At 67.7% G+C, this 20,363-nt stretch carries 25 protein-coding genes and 1 other RNA gene; 20 read left to right on the forward strand and 6 right to left on the reverse strand.

Annotated elements, in window-relative coordinates:
* From GGR89_RS10535 to tatC, 11 genes are all read left to right on the forward strand, one after another.
* On the forward strand, positions 1-1,155 hold the full coding sequence (locus GGR89_RS10535) for a DUF1501 domain-containing protein (RefSeq protein WP_209092218.1): 1,155 nt from the start codon (positions 1-3) through the stop codon (positions 1,153-1,155).
* A gap of 760 nt (positions 1,156-1,915) precedes the next feature.
* Positions 1,916-2,338 (forward strand): DNA/RNA non-specific endonuclease, encoded by a 423-nt coding sequence (locus tag GGR89_RS22780; protein ID WP_125977392.1) that lies wholly within the window; start codon positions 1,916-1,918, stop codon positions 2,336-2,338.
* Entirely contained in the window at positions 2,328-2,744 is a 417-nt protein-coding gene (locus GGR89_RS10545; protein ID WP_125977347.1) for a hypothetical protein, read from the forward strand. The genes GGR89_RS22780 and GGR89_RS10545 overlap by 11 nt, the downstream gene beginning before the upstream one ends.
* A 197-nt stretch (positions 2,745-2,941) precedes the next feature.
* Positions 2,942-4,666, forward strand: a complete 1,725-nt coding sequence (gene argS / locus GGR89_RS10550; protein WP_125977348.1) for an arginine--tRNA ligase — start codon at positions 2,942-2,944, stop codon at positions 4,664-4,666.
* A 5-nt stretch (positions 4,667-4,671) separates the two neighbouring features.
* Positions 4,672-5,385 carry an SPOR domain-containing protein gene (locus tag GGR89_RS10555; protein WP_125977349.1) on the forward strand — a complete coding sequence of 238 codons (714 nt, stop codon included), beginning with the start codon at positions 4,672-4,674 and terminating at the stop codon, positions 5,383-5,385.
* A gap of 41 nt (positions 5,386-5,426) precedes the next feature.
* The gene (gene nagZ / locus GGR89_RS10560) at positions 5,427-6,431 is read left to right on the forward strand and encodes a beta-N-acetylhexosaminidase (RefSeq protein ID WP_125977350.1); all 1,005 of its coding nucleotides are present in this window, start codon (positions 5,427-5,429) and stop codon (positions 6,429-6,431) included.
* Between the two features lie 206 nt (positions 6,432-6,637).
* On the forward strand, positions 6,638-7,372 hold the full coding sequence (locus tag GGR89_RS10565; RefSeq protein ID WP_125977351.1) for a segregation and condensation protein A: 735 nt from the start codon (positions 6,638-6,640) through the stop codon (positions 7,370-7,372).
* A complete protein-coding gene (gene scpB / locus GGR89_RS10570; protein ID WP_125977352.1) occupies positions 7,369-7,968 on the forward strand; it encodes an SMC-Scp complex subunit ScpB in 600 nt (199 codons plus the stop codon). The genes GGR89_RS10565 and scpB overlap by 4 nt, the downstream gene beginning before the upstream one ends.
* A gap of 106 nt (positions 7,969-8,074) precedes the next feature.
* Positions 8,075-8,308, forward strand: a complete 234-nt coding sequence (locus GGR89_RS10575; protein ID WP_093297553.1) for a twin-arginine translocase TatA/TatE family subunit — start codon at positions 8,075-8,077, stop codon at positions 8,306-8,308.
* A 98-nt stretch (positions 8,309-8,406) separates the two neighbouring features.
* Complete coding sequence (locus GGR89_RS10580) at positions 8,407-8,856, forward strand: twin-arginine translocase TatA/TatE family subunit (protein ID WP_125977353.1); 450 nt, start codon at positions 8,407-8,409, stop codon at positions 8,854-8,856.
* On the forward strand, positions 8,853-9,650 hold the full coding sequence (tatC, locus tag GGR89_RS10585; RefSeq protein WP_125977354.1) for a twin-arginine translocase subunit TatC: 798 nt from the start codon (positions 8,853-8,855) through the stop codon (positions 9,648-9,650). The genes GGR89_RS10580 and tatC overlap by 4 nt, the downstream gene beginning before the upstream one ends.
* Positions 9,651-9,695: 45 nt before the next feature.
* Here tatC and GGR89_RS10590 read toward each other — a convergent pair whose 3' ends face one another.
* From GGR89_RS10590 to GGR89_RS22785, 3 genes are all read right to left on the reverse strand, one after another.
* Positions 9,696-9,830 carry an entericidin A/B family lipoprotein gene (locus GGR89_RS10590; protein WP_125977355.1) on the reverse strand — a complete coding sequence of 45 codons (135 nt, stop codon included), beginning with the start codon at positions 9,828-9,830 and terminating at the stop codon, positions 9,696-9,698.
* 270 nt (positions 9,831-10,100) lie between these two features.
* Positions 10,101-11,669: a sensor histidine kinase gene (locus GGR89_RS10595; RefSeq protein ID WP_125977356.1), complete on the reverse strand. Its 1,569-nt coding sequence runs from the start codon at positions 11,667-11,669 to the stop codon at positions 10,101-10,103.
* A gap of 12 nt (positions 11,670-11,681) precedes the next feature.
* Positions 11,682-11,852 carry a NepR family anti-sigma factor gene (locus tag GGR89_RS22785; RefSeq protein WP_164521757.1) on the reverse strand — a complete coding sequence of 57 codons (171 nt, stop codon included), beginning with the start codon at positions 11,850-11,852 and terminating at the stop codon, positions 11,682-11,684.
* A gap of 273 nt (positions 11,853-12,125) precedes the next feature.
* On the opposite strand from GGR89_RS22785, the gene GGR89_RS10605 reads away from it, so the two are divergent.
* From GGR89_RS10605 to GGR89_RS10640, 9 genes are all read left to right on the forward strand, one after another.
* Entirely contained in the window at positions 12,126-12,923 is a 798-nt protein-coding gene (locus GGR89_RS10605; protein WP_125977357.1) for a response regulator, read from the forward strand.
* Between the two features lie 63 nt (positions 12,924-12,986).
* Entirely contained in the window at positions 12,987-13,124 is a 138-nt protein-coding gene (locus GGR89_RS10610) for a hypothetical protein (protein WP_164521758.1), read from the forward strand.
* A gap of 96 nt (positions 13,125-13,220) precedes the next feature.
* Positions 13,221-13,871 (forward strand): sigma-70 family RNA polymerase sigma factor, encoded by a 651-nt coding sequence (locus GGR89_RS10615; protein ID WP_125977358.1) that lies wholly within the window; start codon positions 13,221-13,223, stop codon positions 13,869-13,871.
* Positions 13,872-13,951: 80 nt separating this feature from the next.
* On the forward strand, positions 13,952-14,080 hold the full coding sequence (locus tag GGR89_RS22665) for a hypothetical protein (RefSeq protein ID WP_277600117.1): 129 nt from the start codon (positions 13,952-13,954) through the stop codon (positions 14,078-14,080).
* Positions 14,081-14,126: 46 nt separating this feature from the next.
* Positions 14,127-14,224: signal recognition particle sRNA small type (ffs, locus tag GGR89_RS10620), an RNA gene on the forward strand.
* Between the two features lie 90 nt (positions 14,225-14,314).
* Positions 14,315-15,148, forward strand: coding sequence for a CPBP family intramembrane glutamic endopeptidase (locus GGR89_RS10625; RefSeq protein ID WP_125977359.1), 834 nt, complete (start codon positions 14,315-14,317; stop codon positions 15,146-15,148).
* A gap of 11 nt (positions 15,149-15,159) precedes the next feature.
* The gene (locus tag GGR89_RS10630; RefSeq protein ID WP_125977360.1) at positions 15,160-16,821 is read left to right on the forward strand and encodes a DNA polymerase III subunit gamma/tau; all 1,662 of its coding nucleotides are present in this window, start codon (positions 15,160-15,162) and stop codon (positions 16,819-16,821) included.
* On the forward strand, positions 16,818-17,141 hold the full coding sequence (locus GGR89_RS10635; RefSeq protein WP_125977361.1) for a YbaB/EbfC family nucleoid-associated protein: 324 nt from the start codon (positions 16,818-16,820) through the stop codon (positions 17,139-17,141). The genes GGR89_RS10630 and GGR89_RS10635 overlap by 4 nt, the downstream gene beginning before the upstream one ends.
* A 71-nt stretch (positions 17,142-17,212) precedes the next feature.
* Positions 17,213-17,473, forward strand: a complete 261-nt coding sequence (locus GGR89_RS10640) for a hypothetical protein (RefSeq protein WP_125977362.1) — start codon at positions 17,213-17,215, stop codon at positions 17,471-17,473.
* Positions 17,474-17,598: 125 nt separating this feature from the next.
* Here the strand turns inward: GGR89_RS10640 and mtgA are convergent, their stop codons facing one another.
* The 3 genes from mtgA to GGR89_RS10655 all read right to left on the reverse strand — a co-directional run bounded on the left by mtgA (position 17,599) and on the right by GGR89_RS10655 (position 20,326).
* Positions 17,599-18,342: a monofunctional biosynthetic peptidoglycan transglycosylase gene (mtgA, locus tag GGR89_RS10645; RefSeq protein ID WP_125977363.1), complete on the reverse strand. Its 744-nt coding sequence runs from the start codon at positions 18,340-18,342 to the stop codon at positions 17,599-17,601.
* 61 nt (positions 18,343-18,403) lie between these two features.
* Positions 18,404-19,309: an RNA polymerase sigma factor RpoH gene (gene rpoH / locus GGR89_RS10650; RefSeq protein WP_125977365.1), complete on the reverse strand. Its 906-nt coding sequence runs from the start codon at positions 19,307-19,309 to the stop codon at positions 18,404-18,406.
* Positions 19,310-19,369: 60 nt separating this feature from the next.
* The gene (locus GGR89_RS10655) at positions 19,370-20,326 is read right to left on the reverse strand and encodes an RluA family pseudouridine synthase (protein WP_125977366.1); all 957 of its coding nucleotides are present in this window, start codon (positions 20,324-20,326) and stop codon (positions 19,370-19,372) included.
* Positions 20,327-20,363: the final 37 nt, after the last annotated feature.

Below are 20,363 nucleotides of genomic sequence, written 5' to 3' on the forward strand. Positions count from 1 at the left end.
ATGATGCTGCATCGTCGCCACTTGCTCGCCGCCGGCGCCACCGCGCTGATGGTCTCGCCGCTGGGCGCGCGCATGGCCTTCGCCGCCGCGCCGACCGAGCGCCGCTTCGTCTTCCTCATCCAGCGCGGCGCGGCCGATGGGCTGGGTATCGTGGCACCCGTGGGCGACCCGGCCTATGCCGGCGCGCGCGGCGACCTCGCCGCCGATTTCGCCACCGCGCCCAGGCTGGACGGCATGTTCGCGCTGCACCCGGCGATGGCGAACACGCTCGGGCTCTACCAGGCGAGGCAGGCGCTGTTCGTCCATGCGGTCGCCTCGCCCTATCGCGACCGCTCGCATTTCGACGGGCAGAACGTGCTCGAGACCGGCGGCGCCTCGGCCTATCAGCTCAAGGACGGCTGGATGAACCGGCTGCTCCGCCAGCTGCCCGCGCAGGACAAGGCGATCGCGCTCGCCGCCGCGGTGCCGATGGCGTTGCGCGGGAGCGTCGAGGTGGCGAGCTATGCGCCCTCCTCGCTGCCCGAGGCGTCGGACGACCTGCTCGCCCGGGTGACCGCGATGTACGAAGGCGACCAGCAGCTCCACCCGCTCTGGCAGGAGGCGATGGCGACGCGGATGCTCACCGGCGACCTCGGCAGCGACGGGGGGCGACGCGCGGCGGACACCGGCAGGCTGGCGGCCAAGCTGCTCTCGGCGCCGGGCGGCGCGCGGATCGCGATGATCGAGACTGGCGGTTGGGACACCCATTCGGGCCAGCGCGGGCGGCTGGGCGGGCAGCTCAAGGGCCTCGACGCGATGGTCGCGGCGCTGAAGGCGGGGCTGGGGCCGCATTGGGACAACACGCTGGTGGTGGTGGCGACCGAGTTCGGCCGGACGGTGAAGGCCAACGGCACCGGCGGCACCGATCACGGCACCGGCTCGGTCGCGATGCTGCTCGGCGGCGCGGTGCAGGGCGGCCGGGTGCAGGCCGACTGGCCGGGGCTGGGCGACGCGGCGCTGTACGAGGGGCGGGACCTGAAGCCCACGACGGCGCTGGACGTGTTGATCGCGAGCGCGGTGTCGCGGCACTTCGGGCTGGCGCCGGCGGGGACGGCGAAGGCGCTGTTCCCGGCGATGACGGCGGTGGCGGGGATGGAGGGGTTGGTGCGGGGGTAGGGGGGGGGCGAAAGCTCCGGAATGGAGGAGTAATCCCTCCAAGATCGTTACGCTACCTTGACAAAGTTCCTGTTTTGTTCTAGCCTTTCCGCAGCGGCAGACGCGGGGAGTGCGCATGCAGACAGCGACGGAGCAGCGGCGGGCGTTTGCAATTTGGTTGCGGACGGGGCGACATGTGCGCCTTGATGAAGGCGATGCCATCGAGGTCAAGTTCAACCCTTGGCATGATCCGGCTAATGGTCGTTTCACCTTCGCAGGAACCGGCAGTACCGCAAAGGGAGGCTTCGGCGTCGCCGGGAATCGGAATCGGAAGCGTGTTCCGCCATATGGAGACGATTCTAAGCTCAGGCCCATCGCGTCGCTTGAAGAGGCAGACGCATGGAGGGCGAGCGAACTGGCCAAGCATCCGGGAGATCCGGATTGGCGAGAAGCGATCGAGACTCGGTACCGCTACTATCAAAATCATTTCCGTCCCCCTTCCGCCTCGCCGCCGCCGCCTCTGTCTTCTCCGACTGAGCGCGCGGAATTCGTCCGCGGTGGAGCGAGCGGCGGTGGCGGAGGATCTAGCGGTAGCTGGGGAGGGCCGCCGATTGCGAAGGATTCGGGCGTAGGAGATTCAGGCGGAGGTGGAAGCTTCGGCGGTGGAGGGGGCAGCGGGAGCTGGGAAGCCCCACCTGTCGATAAGCGCTCCGCAGATACCCACAGATATCGCGCCGGCACAGGCCTCGGCAGTCAATCCGATCAGCCAACTTGGCGGCACGTGTTTCGCAACGGCTATGACTATGAGATCGACGAGCGCGAGCGAACGCGGCGAGTCTCAGGTGTCTTGTTTCTTGCGCCGCCGCAGCCTCGATCGAGACGTCTTCAACGCAGTGCCGGTGGCACCGATCGACTGCCGAAGGACGATGGCGGGCATTACATCGCACCGCGCTTCAACGGGCCGACTGAGGCGTTCAATCACTTCGCACAGGACTCGAACGTCAACCGGGGCCGGTATCGGGCCATAGAGGATGAATGGGCGCGAGAGAAGCGTGCGGGACATTGGGTTACGGTCGCGATCGTACCGCATTTTCGAGCACTCTCTCAGCGTCCTACCACGATCGATGTCGTCTTCTATGTCGATGGCGTGAAGCGAAGTGTGAAGCTGCCCAATGAGCGGGAGGGAGGAGCGCATGTCCGCTGACGAGACGGAGCGTCTGCTTTTGGAGATTGGACAAATGCTCGCGGAGGATGCCGAGTATCCCGTCGAGAACAGCTTGCTCCATGCGGAGGTCGATCCTGAGATGATTGCGCCTGCAGTTTTCAAGGATGGTGGTAATCACGTCATGTACAGGGATGTGGATCTGGATCGATGGAGTGAGATATTACTCGATCTCTGGTATGCGCAGGAGGGACCGGCGCGCTGGTCTGAAATCGAATATTTCATTCGTAGCGGACGTTTCGAAGTACAGTATTTTTACCCTGATGATCCGAGCCGTGCCGGGAGTTTCTTGGAGCGTCGTCGCGATTTGACGCGCCGCTACTACGGCGACAAGCCTGTCCTATATCCGCCCTGGGAGGAGGTCGGGGGCCCCTCCTACACCCTCTAAAGTGAAAGCGGCGCGGAGCGCGACCGATGGGTTTCGAGGCTGGTGTGACGGTGTGCCGCCTCGACCGGGGATACCCCTCCGTCGGGCCTTCGGCCCGCCACCTCCCCTTGCAGGGATGGATCGCGACTCCCAATAGGGATGACGGCGCCGCGCCACTGCGCTACAGCCGCCGCTCCCATTCCCCATTGGATTGCTCAATGACGCTTTATGCTCGTTTCGCCGCGCATCTGAATCTGGCCCTGGATGCGCTCGTCCTCGCCGGTGATCTGCCCGGCGGGCTGGAGCGACGCGCGATCACGGTCGAGCCGCCGCGCGATCCGAGCCATGGCGATCTCGCCACCAACGCCGCGATGGTGCTCGCCAAGCCCGCCGGCACCAATCCGCGCGCGCTCGCCGAGAAGCTGGTCGCCGAGCTGGAGAAGCTGGACGAGGTCGCCGCCGTGTCGGTCGCCGGGCCCGGCTTCATCAATCTGACGCTGCACGAGGACAGCTGGCGCGGCGAAGTCGCAGCGATCCTGCAGGCCGGTGCCGATTATGGCCGCTCGTCGCTGGGCGCGGGGACGACGGTCAACGTCGAATATGTCTCGGCCAACCCTACGGGTCCGATGCACATGGGCCATTGCCGCGGCGCGGTGGTGGGCGATGCGCTGGCGAGCCTGCTCGAATATGTCGGCCACAAGGTCATCCGCGAATATTATGTCAACGACGCGGGCGGCCAGGTCGACGTGCTCGCCCGTTCGGCGCACCTGCGCTACCGCGAGGCGCTGGGCGAAACGATCGAGATTCCCGAGGGCCTCTACCCGGGCGACTATCTGAAGCCGGTCGGCGCGCAGCTCGCCGCCGACTATGGCGACAAGTACGTCGACGCGCCCGAGAGCGAATGGCTGGCGCTGTTCCGCAAGACCGCGGTCGCGGCGATGCTCGTCATGATCAAGGACGATCTGGCGCTGCTCGGCATCCATCATGACCTGTTCTCGTCCGAGGCCGAGCTGCAGGCCGCGGGCAAGCCGGAGCAAGCCGAAGCCTGGCTGCGCGAGCGCGACCTCGTCTATGATGGCGTGCTCGAGGCCCCCAAGGGCGAGACGCCCGAGGACTGGGAGCCCGTGGAGCTGCCGCTGTTCCGCTCGACCCAGTTCGGCGATGATCAGGATCGCCCGATCAAGAAGTCGAACGGCCAGTGGACCTATTTCGGCGCCGATCTCGCCTATCACTTCCAGAAGGCGCAGTCGGCCGACCAGCTGATCGACATCTGGGGCGCCGACCATGCCGGCACGGTCAAGCGGATCGTCGCGGCGGTGCAGGCGCTGACCGGCGGGAGCACGCGCTTCGACGTCAAGCTCGTCCAGATGGTCCGCCTGCTGCGCGCCGGCGAGCCGGTGAAGATGTCCAAGCGTGCGGGCAATTTCGTCACGCTGGCGGACGTGGTGCGCGAAGTGGGCAAGGACGTGGTGCGCTTCACCATGCTCACCCGCAAGGCCGATGCCCAGATGGACTTCGACTTCGCCAAGGTGCTGGAGACGTCCAAGGAAAACCCGGTCTTCTACGTGCAATATGCCCATGCCCGGGTGGCATCGGTGCATCGCCGCGCGGCCGAGGCGGGGATCAGCCTGGACGAGGCGGCGGACCTGTCGCTGCTCGACGGGCGCGAGCTGGCCGTGGCCAAGCTCGCCGCGCAGTTCCCGCGCGTGGTGGAAGCGGCGGCGAGCGCCCGCGAACCGCATCGTATCGCCTTCTATCTCTATGATCTGGCCGCGGAATTCCACGCGCTCTACAATATGGGCAACGACTCTGCCGATCGGCGTTTCCTGGTGGTCGAGCAGCCGGCGCTGACCCGCGCGCGGCTGTTCCTCGGGCGCGCGGTGCAGCAGGTCATCCGCAACGGTCTCGCGCTGATGGGCGTGGAGGCGGCCGAGGAGATGTGACGGCGATGCGCGGCCGGTACGACGACAGCGAGCGGCTCCCCTGGCTGGAGACGGTGGAGGAGGCCTATGAGGAGCCGCGGCAGGGCCGCGTGTTCGTCACGGTCTTCCTCGCCCTGCTCGTGCTGGGCGCGGCGGGCGGCGTCTATTACTGGCTGCGGCACCAGGCCGCGCGCGACGGCAATGGCGCGCTGATCGCGGCGCCGGCCGAGCCCTACAAGGTGCGGCCGGACCAGCCGGGGGGGATGCGCGTCGACGGCGAGGGCGACATCGTCTTCCGCACCAGCCAGGGCGGGCCGAGCGAGGCGGGGATCAATGTCGGCGCGCTGCCCGAGGCGCCGGTCGAGGGGCAGAAGCCGCGCCCGACGCCGCGGACCGGCCCCAAGGCGAGCAGCAGCGCGACGATCGCGCTGCCTGCACCGACGATCGTCAAGCCGACGCCGACGCCAAAGGTGGCGGCGGCGGGCCTGGCGGGCGAGGGGGCGGGGGCGCTGGTCCAGCTCGGCGCCTTCCCGAGCGAAGGCGCGGCGAACATCGCCTGGACGCGGATGTCGAAGCGGTTCGGCTATCTCGCGCCGCTCGGCAAGCTGGTGGTCCCCTTCGCCACGCCCGAGGGCAAGACCGTGTACCGCCTGCGGGTGAATGCCGGCAGCAATGGCCAGGCGCGCGAGATTTGCGGCAAGCTCAAGGTCGCCGGCGAGAACTGCTTCGTCGCGAGCTGAAGGGGGTTGCGGGCGAGGGCGGATCGGCTAGGCCTGCGCCCATGAAGCCCGTGATCTTCGGCCTGTCCGGCCCGACGCTGTCCGACGACGAACGCGCCTTTTTCCGCGAGGCGGCCCCGCTCGGCTACATCCTGTTCAAGCGCAATTGCGTGGATCCCGCGCAGATGCGGGCGCTCACCGATGAGCTGCGGAGCTTGAGCGGGCGGGCCGACTTGCCAATCCTGATCGACCAGGAAGGCGGCCGCGTCGTGCGGATGCAGCCACCGGTCTGGCCGGCCTTTCCGGCGGGCGCGGCGTTCGACGCGCTGTACGAGCGCGCGCCGATCTCGGCGATCGAGGCGGCGCGGGCCAATGGTCAGGCGCTTGCCGCGATCCTGCGCGAGGCGGGGGTGACGGTGGACTGCGCGCCGCTGCTCGACGTGGCGGTGGAGGGCGGCACGCCTGCGATCGGCGACCGCGCGTTCGGGCGCGATCCGATGCGGGTGGCGGCGCTAGGCCGTGCGCTGCTCGACGGGCTGGCGCGCGGCGGCGTGGTCGGGATCATCAAGCACATGCCGGGGCATGGCCGGGCGATGGTCGACAGCCATCTCGAATTGCCGCGCGTGAAGGCCAGCGCCGAGGAACTGGAGGCGGACCTGCTGCCGTTCCAGCGGCTTGCCTCCGCGCCGATGGGGATGACCGCGCATATCGTCTTCGAGGCCTGGGATGCCGAGCTGCCCGCGACGCTCTCGCCGACGGTGATCCGCGAGATCATCCGGGGGCGGATCGGCTTTGACGGGCTGTTGTTCACCGACGATATCGACATGAAGGCGCTCTCCGGCACCGCGGGCGAAAAGGCCGAGCGCGCGCTGGCGGCGGGCTGCGACGTGGTACTCGATTGCTGGGCGCGGATGCCGGAGATGGTCGAGATCGTATCCCGGATCCCGGATGCGCCGGCGGCGTGCCTCGATCGGCTGGCGCGGGCGATGGGATCGGTCGGCGCGGCGGAGGGCGTGCCGCTCGCCGAATTGCTCGCCAAGCGGGATGCGCTGCTGGAACTGAGGTGAGCGTCTCCTCCCCCAGCTTGCTGGGGGAGGGGGACCGCCGCCGAAGGCGGTGGTGGAGGGGCCGCGCCGGAAGGCGCGGAATGCATCCGCACGCCTACCGCCGCGTGCCGCGGCGGCCCCTCCACCATTTGCTGCGCAAATGGTCCCCTCCCGTGCGTGGCAGGGCAGGATTTGCCTGGGGGGCGTGCCCCTCCTATGACCACCAGGTGGACGGGGGCGACGACATTCTGAAGATCGAGGTCGAGGGCTGGGAAGGCCCGCTCGACCTGCTGCTCGCGCTCGCCCGCACGCAGAAGGTGGACCTGCGCCAGATTTCGATCCTCGAACTGGTTGAGCAGTATCTTGCCTATGTCCATGCCGCGCGCGAATTGCGGCTGGAGCTCGCCGCCGACTATCTCGTGATGGCGGCGTGGCTCGCCTATCTCAAATCCGCGCTGCTGCTGCCGCGCAACCCCGCCGAGAGCCCGAGCCCCGAGGAACTGGCGCTGCGCCTGCAGCTCCGCCTCGAACGGCTGAGCGCGATGCGCGAGGCGGGCGCGCGGCTGGTCGCGCGCGACCGGATGGGGCGCGACGTCTTCCCGCGCGGCGCGCCGGAAGGCCTGCGCGTCCAGCGCCAGGCCAAATGGGAAGTGGAAATTTACGACCTGATCGCCGCCTATGGCCGGATCAGCGCGCGGACGCGGCCGGTGATGCACGTCGTCGCGCACCGCGACGTGATGACGCTGGAGGCGGCGCTGGAGCGGCTCTCCACCCAGCTCGGCACGCGGATCGACTGGGACGTGATCGAAAGCTTCCTGCCCGAAGGCGCCAGCGACCTCTTCCGCCGCTCGGCGCTCGCCTCGTCCTTCGTCGCCGCGCTGGAACTGGCGCGGCAGGGGCGGCTGGAGATCCGCCAGGACGCGCCCTTCGCGCCGCTCTACCTCAAGGCGATCCCGGTATGATCGACGCGGAGGATCCCATCCGCGCGGTCGAGGCGGTGCTGTTCGCGTCCGAGGCGCCGCTCAGCGTCGACGAGATCCGCGCCTATGTCGGGCCGGAGGTGGATATCCGCGCGGCGCTGGCGGCGCTCGGCGAAACCTATGCCGGGCGCGGCATCGAGCTGGTCCGCCGCGGCGATCGCTGGCATTTCCAGACCGCCGCCGATCTGGCGCACCTGCTCCGCCGCGACCGCGAGGACAGCCGCAAGCTGAGCCGCGCGGGCATCGAGACGCTGGCGATCATCGCCTATCACGAGCCGGTGACCCGCGCCGAGATCGAGGCGATCCGCGGCGTGCAGATCTCCAAGGGCACGATCGACGTGCTGATGGAGGCAGGCTGGGTGCGCCCCGCCGGTCGCCGCGAAGTGCCCGGGCGACCGCTGATGTATGCCACCACGGCGGGCTTTCTCAGCCATTTCGGCCTTGCCAGCCGGCGCGACCTGCCGGGGATCGAGGACCTCAAGGCGGCGGGGCTGCTCGATCCGGTTGATCTCGCATTGGAACAGCTCGATGCGGCCGAGGCGGCGGCGGAAAGCGAAACTGTCACGGGCGAGGAATAGGCGGGTCCTCCCGGATTCGGCCGGTACAACCATGGTACAGGGTGATCAGCCGTTGCCGTGGGGAGCCGCGGGCCTTAGATAGGTCGGGATATCAAGGAGAATTCTCATGGGTAGCTTCAGCCTGATGCACTGGCTGGTCGTCGGCATCATCGCCATCCTGCTGCTGGGCGGCGGCCGTTTCTCCCACATGATGGGTGACGTCGCGAAGGGCATCAAGAACTTCAAGAAGGGCATGGCCGAGGACGATACCCAGACGCCGCCGACCCGGATCGAAGGCAAGCCGGCGCCCGAGCCGGGCTACACGCCGGAAGCCGAGCGCGCTCGCGAGGAGCAGCGCTGAGCCTCTGCCGGGGCGCCGCTACAGCCCGGCGGCCCGGACTTTGATCGCAGCGCGCCGGGGCGACCGGCGCATGCCGTGCGAGTGGATGCGCCGACAGAATGTTCAATATCGATTCCGGCGAGTTTTTGGTCGTGGCCATCGCCGCCCTCATCTTCATCGGGCCGAAGGACCTGCCGCGGGCGATGCATTTCGTCGGCAAATGGGTCGGCAAGGCCCGCGCGGTGGGCCGGCAGTTCCGCTCGGGCATCGATTCGATGGTGCGCGAGGCCGAGCTGGCCGAGCTCGAGAAGCAATGGGCGGCGGAGAATGAGCGGATCATGCGGCAGTATCCGCCGCAGCCGCTCGCCGCGCCCGACACGGTGCCGGCGATCGAGCATGTCGCGCAGGATCCCGTCTCGCATGAGCATGTCCCGCACGAGGGCGATGCCCCGGTGATGACGCCGCAGCCGGAGATCCATGCCGACCCGGCGCCGGTCGAGGTTTCCGCGCCAAAGCCGGCCGCGAACGATTCCAAGCCCGTGCCCCCTGCCAGCGAAGTGAAGCCGTGAGCGAGATCGACGACACCCAGGCCCCGTTGCTCGACCATCTGATCGAGCTGCGCAAGCGGCTGATCTGGTCGATCCTGTCGCTGCTTTTGGCATTTGGCGGCTGCCTCTATTTTGCGCGCGGCATCCTCTCTTTCCTCGTCGCGCCGCTCAAGACGGCGGGGCAGGCGAGGATCATCAACACGGACATCTTCGGCGGCTTCCTTGTCGAGGTGAAGGTGGCGTTCTTCGCCGGGCTGATGATCGCCTTCCCGATCATCGCCAACCAGCTGTGGCAGTTCGTCGCACCCGGCCTCTATCGCCGCGAGAAGCAGGCGCTGCTGCCGTTCCTGCTCGCCACACCGATCCTGTTCATCGCCGGCGCCTCGATGGCGTACTTCGTCGCGATTCCGGTGGCGCTGAAGTTCCTGCTCGGCTTCCAGGGCAATCTCGGCGGCGTCGAGCAGACCGCGCTCCCGGATGTGAACAACTATCTGAAATTCATCATGCAGTTCATTTTCGGCTTCGGGATCTCGTTCCTGTTGCCGGTGCTGCTGATGCTGCTCGAACATGCCGGCATCGTCACCTATGAGCAGCTGAAGGGCGCGTGGCGCTATGCGATCGTCGCCTCGGTGGCGATCGCGGCAGTGCTGACCCCGCCGGACGTGGGATCACAGCTGCTGCTGGCAGGCCCGCTGGTCGGCCTCTACTTCCTGTCGCTGGTGGCGATCTACTTCACCCGGCGGCGGCGCGAGCGTACGGCGGCGACCGAGGCGGAAGCGGCGGAATCCGAGGCCGAGGCCCAGACCGCCGAATGAGCGAAGCCCCAGCCGCAGGGGTGCGGCAGGGGCTCGCCAAAATCCTTACTTGGACTTTTCGGCCGCGTTGGCGACGGTGTCGCCCGCCGAGGCCACGTCCTTGCCGGCGCCTTCGACGGTGTTGCAGGCGGCGATCAGCAGGGTGCCGGCGAGCGCGGCGCACGCGATGAGTTTACGCATCGAAATTCTCCTTCATTCCCCGTTTGCCGGGACGGAAGGTTCAATGCGGCGCGCGTGGAAACGTTCCTGCAGCCCGGCGCAGCGGCGCCGGGGGGAAGCTTTATCCAGCGATGTCAGGAAGGAAGTAGGCCCGGAAGCGTCACCGGGGGGGGGGAGGGTAGACGCTTCCGGGCCCATGTCGTGGACAGCGAGAGCGGGGGGGCAAAGGTCGCTATCCGAAGTGTAGAACGTCGCCCCCGTCGCGGGGTTCCACCGCCCGGACGCTTTTTTTCAGAAGCGGCCGGTGATCGCGATCGTGGTCTCGTAGGCGCCGACCAGCGGGTCGTGATGCAGCTGGGTGCGCAGCTGGCGGGCGAGGCCCAGCATCACGCGGCCATAGCGCTTGTCGACCAGCCCCTCGAAGGTCGGGCCGCCGACCAGCGCGGGCGAGGAGACGCGCAGCACGGCGCGGTCGGCGTCTTCGGGCGCCTTGATCGAGATGCGGATCTGCGCGGCCGCGTTGCAGCTGACCGCGAGCTCGATGATCTCGGTGAGCAGGAAGGAGACGGCGATCGCCACGTCCTGCGTGACGAGCAGCGATTCGACTTCGAGCGTGATGCCCATCCCGCGCGCCTGCTCGGAGGCGGTGGCGCGCAGATTGGCGGCGAGCTCGCCGATTACCGAGCGCAGTTCCAGCCCGCGATTTTCCTCCATCTCGGCATAATGGTGGCGGTGGACCACCGCGAGCGCATCGACCCGGCGCTGGATCGAGGCATAGGCGTTGGCTGCCTCCTCGCCGCGGGCGGCGCGGGCGTGGAAGTTGATCAGGCTGGAGATCACCTGGAGGTTGTTCTTCACCCGGTGGTGGACCTCGCGGGTGAGGCGGGTCTGCTGCACGAGGCCCTTGGCGAGGTCGGCCTCGTGCGCCTGCACGGTGCGGCTGATTTCGCTGAACGTGTCGCCCAGCTCGCGGATTTCCTGCGCGGGGATGGGCCCCAGCCGCTCGGTATCGATCACGTCGCCCGGCTGATAATTGGCGACGCTGCTGCGCAGCTGGCGCAAGGGGCGGATCAGCAGGATGTCGACGACGAACCAGCCGATCGCGGCGGCGGCGATCCACATCACCACCAGCAGCACGGTCGCGATCACCAGCGGCGAGGTGATCGGTGCGCCGGGCATGGTGGTCTCGAGCGCGAGATCGTCGACGCCGAGGTTGCTGCGCACGCTCTTGCCGCGATCGAGCGGGCCGTTGTCCTTGAGGGCGCGGAGCGTCAGCCGGTCGCCATGGCCGATCAGCGCCGCGCCATATTCGGGGACGAAGCCGCTGGGGCGGGCGAGGCCGGCGAGCAGGTCGCGGGGATAATAGGCGGTGGCGGTGGCGCCGTCGCCACCGCTGATCCGGAGCAGCAGGCCGCCGGGCACGATTCGTGCGGCGACGTCGCTGCGGGGGGTGTCTACCATGCGGATCTGCTCGAACGCACGGCCGCACAGCGTGCGCCCTCGACGGTCGAGCACGACGAAATGCGCCCGGCCCTGCGCGGCATAGGTGCCGGCCAATCGGGTGCAGCTGGGGGCATCGTTCGGATCGCGTTCGAGCGCGGCGAGCGCCTCGCCGAGCTGCGCGACGTGATTGGCGAGCAGATTTTCGAGATTGCCCGCGCTTTCCTGCGCGGTGACGCTCAGCCGCTCGCGTGCCTCGTCATCGGCGCTGCGGGTGGTCTGCAGCGTAGTGAACAGCGCGATGAGCGCCAGCGGCAGCAGCGCGCCGACCAGAATCAGGAAAACCTTGGCGCCGGTGGGCAATCGCCCGAGCGCCGCCGAGAAGCCTCGGCCGCGGAGCGGAGAATCCAGGCCGTTCATGGGTGGATTCGTTTAATCGAGCTTCTTCAGCAGGTCGAGCAGGTCATCCGGCACCGACTCGTTCAGCGTCTCGTCATATGTACGGCGCAATACGTCACCCACATCGGCGCTGGGGCGCGGCTTCTTGTCGCTCCCCCGCTCCGGCTGCGGCTGCTTGCCCTGATCATCTTTAGCGGAATGCACCAATTCCCCCCTAAGGGTCCGGAAAATGTCCGGACACCCGGACGAATGAACGATGTGACCGCTACCGCGAATAGTGATAACGACGCCGAGTGCAAGCACCCGGCGTCGCGATAACCATCCACGCGGTCCGGACGATGAAACCAAAGAGCGCCTCGATTGTTCCACCACCGATGCGAAATCCGGGGAGGGGCTTCTTCGGGTGACGGAATCGATTGAAATACCGCCCGTCGGGGCCGACAAAGGCTCCCGAACCTGATGGAGAAAACACAGCTCATGTCGCTTGGTCAGCAACTCGCGCCGCACCTTCCGCTCCTGCGGCGCTATGCCCGTGCGCTCACCGGCAACCAGGCCGAAGGCGACCGCTATGTCCGCGCCGCCCTCGAAGCGATCGTCGAGGCACCCGATCAGTTCCCGCGCGACGTCGATGCGCGGCTCGGCCTCTATCGCACCTTCCAGGTGATCTGGCAGTCGAGCCAGTGGGACGACAGCATCGACGCGGTCGAACAGGGCAGCGATGCGGAATCGATCGCGCGCAAGCGGCTCGCGCGCCTCACCCCGCTGTCGCGCCAGGCGCTGCTGCTGACGACCGTCGAAGGCTTCCCGCCCGAGGACGCCGCCTATCTGATCGGCGAGCAGCCCGCCCGCGTATCCGATCTGGTCGCCGAGGCGGTGGCCGAGATCGAGCGTCAGACGCGTACCCGCGTGATGATCATCGAGGACGAACCGCTGATCGCGATGGATCTCGAGCAGATCGTCCGCGACCTCGGCCATGACGTGACCGGCGTCGCCGTCACCCGCGACGAGGCGGTTGCGCTCGCCATGGAGGACCGCCCGGGCCTGGTGCTCGCCGACATCCAGCTGGCCGACGACAGCTCGGGCATCGACGCGGTGAAGGACATCCTCGCCGAGTTCGCGGTGCCGGTGATCTTTATCACCGCCTTCCCCGAGCGTCTGCTCACCGGCGAACGCCCCGAGCCGACCTTCCTGATCACCAAGCCGTTCCAGCGCGAGACGGTGAAGGCGACGATCAGCCAGGCGCTGTTCTTCGACGAGGCGACCGTCCCCGCCTGAGGCTAAAAAGGGCGGGTTCCACCCGGTACGGACCTAAAACGGTTTTCGGGTGTTTAGCATGTTATGGCTGAGCAAGACGAACCCGCCCACCTTTCCACGGATCGTGCCCGCGCCGGCACCACCCCTGGAGTGACGCGCTACGTGCTGATCATCGGCACGCTGCTGGTTATTGTGATTTTTGCTGTTATCTTGTTGGTTTGACGAGAAATGCTGCACAGCACGGTGCTTGACATCAAGCCGTCCGACCCCAGCTTGCCAACGAACCGCGACGCCCTGCGCGCTAACGATCGGGATTGCATGACCGAAGCTACCCACACGGATCACGACGAACCGGGCACGCCTGCGGCCCCGGTGGAACATGTTTCGCTGTCGGATCCCGAATTCAAGACGCAGCTGGCACAGGTGATCCCGCACCTCCGCGCGTTCGGTCGCTCGCTGTCGGGCAGCCGCGATCTCGCCGACGATCTGGTGCAGGAAACGCTGCTCAAGGCATGGGCCGCGCGCAAGCGCTTCCAGGCAGGCACCAACATGCGCGCCTGGACCTTCATCATCCTGCGCAACCTCTATCTCAGCCAGATGCGCCGCGCGCGCTTCAAGGGGGAATGGGACGATCTGGTCGCCGATCGCCTGCTGGCGGCGCCGGCGAGCCAGGATCGCCATGTCGAGCTGGCCGACATGCAGCGCGCGCTGCTCCATTTGCCGCAGCCGCAGCGCGAGGCGCTGATCCTCGTCGGCGCGGGCGGCTTCGCGTACGAGGAAGCCGCCGAAATCTGCCAGGTGGCGGTCGGCACGATCAAGAGCCGCGTCGCCCGCGGCCGCGTCGCGCTCGAAGCGCTGATGTCGGAAGGGCAACTGCCTTCGCGCCGCTCGACCTCCCTTAACGAGGATGGCCGCACCGCGCTCGACACGATCATGGGCGAAGTCGAAGACCTCAGCCGCGAACGCTGAGACGCGCCTTCCGGCTCCGGAAGGCTACGGATATCCATAAAAGCCTCCGCGTGACACGCTCCTGTCATACGGAGGCTTTTATGCGACTCGACCGCTTCGACGACCACCAGACCGGCTTCGGCCCCTGCGTGGCGACCATGATGGCGCTGCTGGCGATCGGCGCGCTGGTGGGCGGCATTCTCGCCCGACTGGCCGTGCTGACCCACTAAGCATCGCAAGGCTCTTGCCACCCGCCTGCGCTTCCCCCATATGCGCCGCGGGAGTCGGGCGGACGGGATCGTCGCCAACCCGGTCAGGTCCGGAAGGAAGCAGCCGTAACGATTTCGTCCCGGGTCGTTCCGGCTCCCACCCATCACCCTGTATCGATGCATCCGTGAAGCTCCCGATGGCGCACCTGCGCCCTGGGCCGCTAAAGCCGTGCGTGCGGCAGCGGAGGGGCGGGCATGCTACGATCGAGCGGCGACATCGGGCGGTTCCTGCTGCTGGCATTCGGCTTTTCCTGGACGATCTGGATACCGATGGCGCTGCTCGGCGTGGTCGTGCGGCCGGGCACGCTGCCGACGCACTTCGGCGGCCTGCTCGGGCCCTGGGTTGCCGGCAGCGTGTGCATGCTGGCCTCGGCACCGAAAGCCGCGCGCGCGGCGTGGCTCCGCCGGCTGATTCGCCTGCCCCAGGGATGGTGGGGCTGGATGCTGGCGCTGACGCCCTTCCTGCTGATCGCCGCGTTTTTGGTTGCCGCTGCGTGGACGGGCCATCCGATCGCGCTGGGCGCGCTGCTGCGGTTCAGCGGGCTGCCGGTCCTCTCGCCCTTGGCATTGTTCGTGATCGTGCTGGTGGTGAACGGCTATGGCGAGGAGGCGGGGTGGCGCGGCACTCTGCTGCCGCGCCTGCAGGCACGCTATGGTGCGATCGGCGGCGTGCTGGCGCAGGCCATACTCTGGATCGCCTGGCACGCCCCGCTGTTCTGGATCGTCGCGACCTACCGCGGCATGGGGCCGGCGATGCTGGTGTTCGGCTTCGGCTTGGGGCTGGTGCTTGGCGGGTTCGTGCTGGCGCAGGTCAGCGCCGCCTCGCGCGGCAGCGTGCTGGCGGCGGCCTTGTGGCATACCGGCTATAATTTCGGCACGGCGACCGAGGGCGGGGCGCTGCTCCAGGCCGGGCTTTCCGCCATTGTGATGGTCTGGGGCGCGGCGCTGCTGCTCTGGGCGCTCGCCTCGCCCGCCGGTCGCCGCGCGATCACCGTGCCGGACTTCGACAAACGCCGCGCGGGACCCTAGATAGGATCGTGATGTCCGATTCCCTGCTTGGCCTCGAAGAACCGCCGCAGCCTGCGAAGGCCGAAGCCTATCGCGTGCTCGCCCGCAAATACCGGCCGCAGACGTTCAGCGCGCTGATCGGCCAGGATGCGATGGTCACTACGCTGGGCAACGCGATCCGTCGCGACCGGCTGGCCCACGCCTTCCTGCTGACCGGCGTGCGCGGGGTGGGCAAGACCTCCACCGCGCGGCTGATCGCCAAGGCGCTCAACTGCATCGGCCCGGACGGGCAGGGCGGTCCCACGATCGACCCGTGCGGCGTCTGCGAGCCGTGCCGCGCGATCGCCGAGGGGCGCCATATCGACGTGATCGAGATGGACGCCGCCAGCCATACCGGCGTCGACGACGTGCGCGAGATCATCGAGGCGTCGCGCTATGCGGCGGTTTCGGCGCGCTACAAGATCTACATCATCGACGAAGTCCACATGCTGTCGAAGAACGCGTTCAACGCGCTGCTGAAGACGCTGGAGGAGCCGCCGGGGCATGTGAAGTTCCTGTTCGCCACCACCGAGGTGAACAAGGTGCCGGTGACGGTGCTGTCGCGCTGCCAGCGCTTCGACCTGCGCCGCATCCCGGCCGAGCTGCTCGCCGAGCATTTCGCCAGGGTGTGCGCGGCCGAGCAGGTCGAGGCGGAGCCCGAGGCGCTGGCGCTGGTCGCCCGCGCGGCGGAAGGCTCGGCGCGTGACGGGCTGTCGATCCTCGACCAGGCGATCGCGCATGCGGGGCTGGAAGGCGAGGGGGTGAAGGCCGAGGCCGTGCGCCAGATGCTCGGCCTGTCCGATCGCGGCGCGAACCGGGCGCTGTTCGGCACGCTGGTCGAGGGCCAGGCACAGCAGGCGCTGGCGGGGCTGCGCGCGCAATATGATCTCGGCGTCGATCCGCTCGCGGTGCTCCGCTCGCTGCTGGAGACGGTGCACGGCGTGACGCTGGTCAAGCTCGGCACGCACCGCCTCGCCGGCCAGTCGACCGAGGAGCGCGAGGCGATGGAGGGCTGGGCGAGCCGGCTGTCCTTCCCGGCGCTGCACCGGCTATGGCAGCTGCTGCTGCGTGGGCATGACGAGGTCGCCAAGGCGGCGCTGCCGATCGAGGCGACCGAGATGGCGCTGCTGCGGGTGATCCACGCAGCGCAGCTCCCCGATCCGGGCGAGCTGGCCAAGCAGATCCTCAGCGGCAGCATCGCGGTGCCCGCCGGTGCGCCGGCCGCAGCTGCGCCTGCCGAGCCTACCGCGCCGGCGCCCGCGACGGTGCAGGAAACCGGGCCGGTGCTGCCGACCAACCTCGCCGAACTCGCCGAGCATCTCGAGGCGCATCGCCGCCTCCAGCTCGCGATGTTCGTCCGCGATTACATGCGGCCGGTGCGCTTCGAGGGCAGCGAGATCGATTTCGGCGCGGCGCGGCCGCTACCGCAGGATTTCGTGCGCGAACTGGGCGGGGCGCTCAAGGACAGCACCGGCGTGCACTGGAAGGTGACGCTGGTCGAGGGTGCCACCGCGCGGACGTTGCGCGAAGAACAGGCGGCGGCGGAAGCGGCCGAGCGCGAGGCGGTGCTCGCCTCGCCGATCGTTGCCGCGGCGATGCATGCTTTTCCTGAAGCCGAGTTGATCGGCTGGACCAAGACCGGGAGTGACGGATGAAGAGTCTCGAAGAAATCATGGCCATGGCGCAGAACGTCCAGGCCGAACTGACCAAGGCGCAGGCCAATCTCGACACGGTCGAGGTCGAAGGCGTGTCCGGCGGCGGCCTGGTCAAGGTGAAGGCCAGTGCCAAGGGCCGGATCATCGGCATCGCGATCGACGATTCGTTGGTCAACGTCGCCGAAAAGGCGATGCTGGAAGACCTGCTGGTCGCGGCGTTCAACGATGCACGCGTCAAGGCCGATGCGGCCTCGTCGGAAGCGATGAGCAAGATGACCAGCGGCCTGCCGCTCCCGCCGGGCTTCAAGCTCCCGTTTTGAGACAAGGGGTTAGGGAACCATAACTTCGTCCCCTCGGTTGCTGTCGCCAGACGAACCGAGGAGAGATGATCATGGCCGAACGTATCGTTGAAGACGGCGTGGCGACCGACCGCGCGAGCCACACCACGGTGATCGAGCGCCGCAGCGGCGGCGGTGCCGGCATGGCACTGATCGGGCTGGCGGTGCTGATCGCCGTGGTGATCGGCGCCTTCTACCTGTTCAACCAGAATGCCCGCGAGAACGCCAAGACCGACGCGGTGACCAGCGCGGCGAGCAGCGTCGGCGATGCCGCGAAGGATGTCGGCGACGCAGCGAAGGATGCGGCGAAGTAGGGGCTACCCCAACACTCGTCATCCCGGCGGAAGCCGGGATCCATTGGCTTCACCGCTACGGCTCATGCTGCTTCGGAGTGGCGAATGGATCCCGGTTTTCGCCGGGATGACTGCTTAGATGGCGCTCACTTCAGGCAGCGATCCAGCCCGTTCCCCGCCACCACGTTGATCCGCGCATTGATCTTGTTGCCATAGCGCCGGGTGAACCCGCGCGGGTCGATCGCGGCGCGCTTCTTGGGCAGCGGCAGCACCGCGGCGATCAGCGCCGCCTCGCGGTCCGAGAGCTGGGATGCGTCGTGGTGGAAGTAGCGCATCGCCCCGGCGTTGACGCCGTAGGTGCCGATGCCGGTCTCGGCGACGTTGAGGTATACCTCCATGATCCGCCGCTTCCCCCAGATATTCTCGATCAGCACGGTGAACCAGGCCTCCAGGCCCTTCCGGAAATAGCCGCCGCCCTGCCACAGGAACACGTTCTTGGCGGTCTGCTGGCTGATCGTCGAGCCGCCGCGAATCTTGTGCGTGCCTTGGGCATTGCGCTGATAGGCCTTCTCGATCGCGGCGAAATCGAAGCCGTTGTGCTGGCAGAAGCGTGCGTCCTCCGCCGCGATCACGGCCCGGGCCATGCTCGGATCAATGCGGCTCAGTGGCATCCAGTCCTTGGTCACGCCATGCCCGGCGAACACGTCGCCGATCATCGTCCAGGTGATCGGCGGCGGCACGAAGCGATAGACCGTCACCATCAGCAGCGACAGCAGCACGAAGCCGAAAACGAACTGGACCCCCAGCACGATCAGCCGGCGCCACCAGGGCTTGCGCGGGCGGGCCGAGGAACGGCGGGGGGAAGAGGGGCGGGCGCGATTCTTGCTCACGTACCCGCCATGCCCCAGCCGGGGCGGTTCCTGCAATCACCTGGCAGGAACCGCGGCGCGATCAGTGGGTGGCGAGCAGGCGGCGATCGCCCGCGAGGCGCATCATCGCCTTTTGCAGCTTCTCGAACGCACGCACCTCGATCTGGCGGACGCGCTCGCGCGACACGCCATAGACCTGGCTCAGCTCCTCGAGCGTCTTGGGATCGTCGGTCAGGCGACGCTCGGTGAGGATGTGCTTCTCGCGCTCGTTGAGGTCTTCCATCGCCGAGACGAGCATGTCGTGGCGGACGTCCGCCTCCTGCGCCTCGGCGACGGCCTCATCCTGCAGCGGGCCTTCATCGGCCAGCCAATCCTGCCACTGGCTCTCGCCATCCTCGCGCATCGGCACGTTGAGCGAGGTATCCCCGCCCATCGCCATGCGGCGGTTCATCGAGGTGACCTCTTCCTCGGTCACGCCCAGATCGGTGGCGATCTTGGCGAGGTTCTCCGGGGAGAGATCGCCATCCTCGAACGCGTCGAGCTTGGCCTTCATCCGGCGCAGGTTGAAGAACAGCTTCTTCTGCGCGGCGGTGGTGCCCATCTTCACGAGCGACCAGCTGCGCAGGATGAATTCCTGGATCGAGGCGCGGATCCACCACATCGCATAGGTGGCGAGGCGGAAGCCGCGATCGGGCTCGAACTTCTTCACGCCCTGCATCAGGCCGATATTGCCCTCGGAGATCAGCTCCGAGACGGGCAGGCCATAGCCGCGATAGCCCATCGCGATCTTCGCGACGAGACGCAGGTGCGAAGTGACCAGCTGGGCCGCCGCATCGGTGTCGCCATGCTCCTGGAAGCGCTTGGCGAGCATATATTCCTGCTCGGGGCTCAGGATCGGAAATTTCTTGATCTCGGCCAGATAGCGATTGAGGCTCGCCTCGCCGCCGAGCGCGGGAATCGTCGCGGGGACGTTGCTGCCGCTAGCCATGATCGTTTCTCCCTTTCCAACGGGCGCCGGTCCGAACGGGGGGACTCGGGCGCCCAAAACTCATACGAGAAGCTGGTTGAACAGTTCCTGCATGTCTGCAGGCATTACGCTATCGAACGCCAAAGCGTTACTTTTGATCGGGTGGATGAACCCGAGACGTGCCGCATGCAAGGCCTGGCGCTGGAAACCCAAGCTTGCCAGAAGTCCGCGGTGCGCGGAACGCATACTTCCATATAGAGGATCACCCACCAGCGGGTGGCCGATCGACGCCATGTGCACGCGTACCTGGTGGGTACGTCCTGTCTCCAGCCTGCATTCGATCAACGTCGCATCGCGAAGCTGGTTCAATCTTGTCCAGTGCGTGATCGCATGTTTGCCGTGGCCGGGCGCGCAGACCGCGATCTTCTTGCGGTTGCTTGGCGAGCGGGCGAGCGGCGCGTTGACCGTGCCCGAGGCGGCGAGCACCCGGCCGCTGGCGATCGCCTGGTAGCGCCGGTCGATGCTGTGCGCCTTGAACTGGGCGGCGAGGCCGACATGCGCGCGATCGGTCTTGGCCGCGACCATCAGGCCCGACGTGTCCTTGTCGATCCGGTGGACGATCCCCGGCCGCGCGACGCCGCCGATGCCCGAAAGCTGGCCGGCGCAGTGGTGAAGCAGCGCGTTGACCAGCGTGCCGTCGAGATTGCCCGCCGCCGGATGGACGACCAGCCCCGCGGGCTTGTCGATCACGATCAGATGCTCGTCCTCGAACACCACGTTGAGCGGGATGTCCTGCGCCTCGTTGTGCGCGGGCGCGGGATCGGGCACCACGACCTGGAAGACCGCACCGCCCACCGCCTTGCGGGCGGGGTCGCGGGCGAGCGCGCCGTCCGCGCCGGTGACGGCGCCGGAGGAAATCAGCGCCTTCACGCGTTCGCGCGACAGCGTCGGCAGCGCATCGGTCAAGGCACGGTCGAGCCGCCAGCCATGCGCCTCGTCCGCGATCCGCGCTTCTAAGATGGAAACCCCCTGCTTCATGTTTTACCGGAAATGGGCATGGGCGTTATGATTTCAA

This window comes from Sphingomonas trueperi, assembly GCF_011927635.1.
In the GTDB taxonomy this organism is placed as follows: Bacteria; Pseudomonadota; Alphaproteobacteria; order Sphingomonadales; family Sphingomonadaceae; genus Sphingomonas; species Sphingomonas trueperi.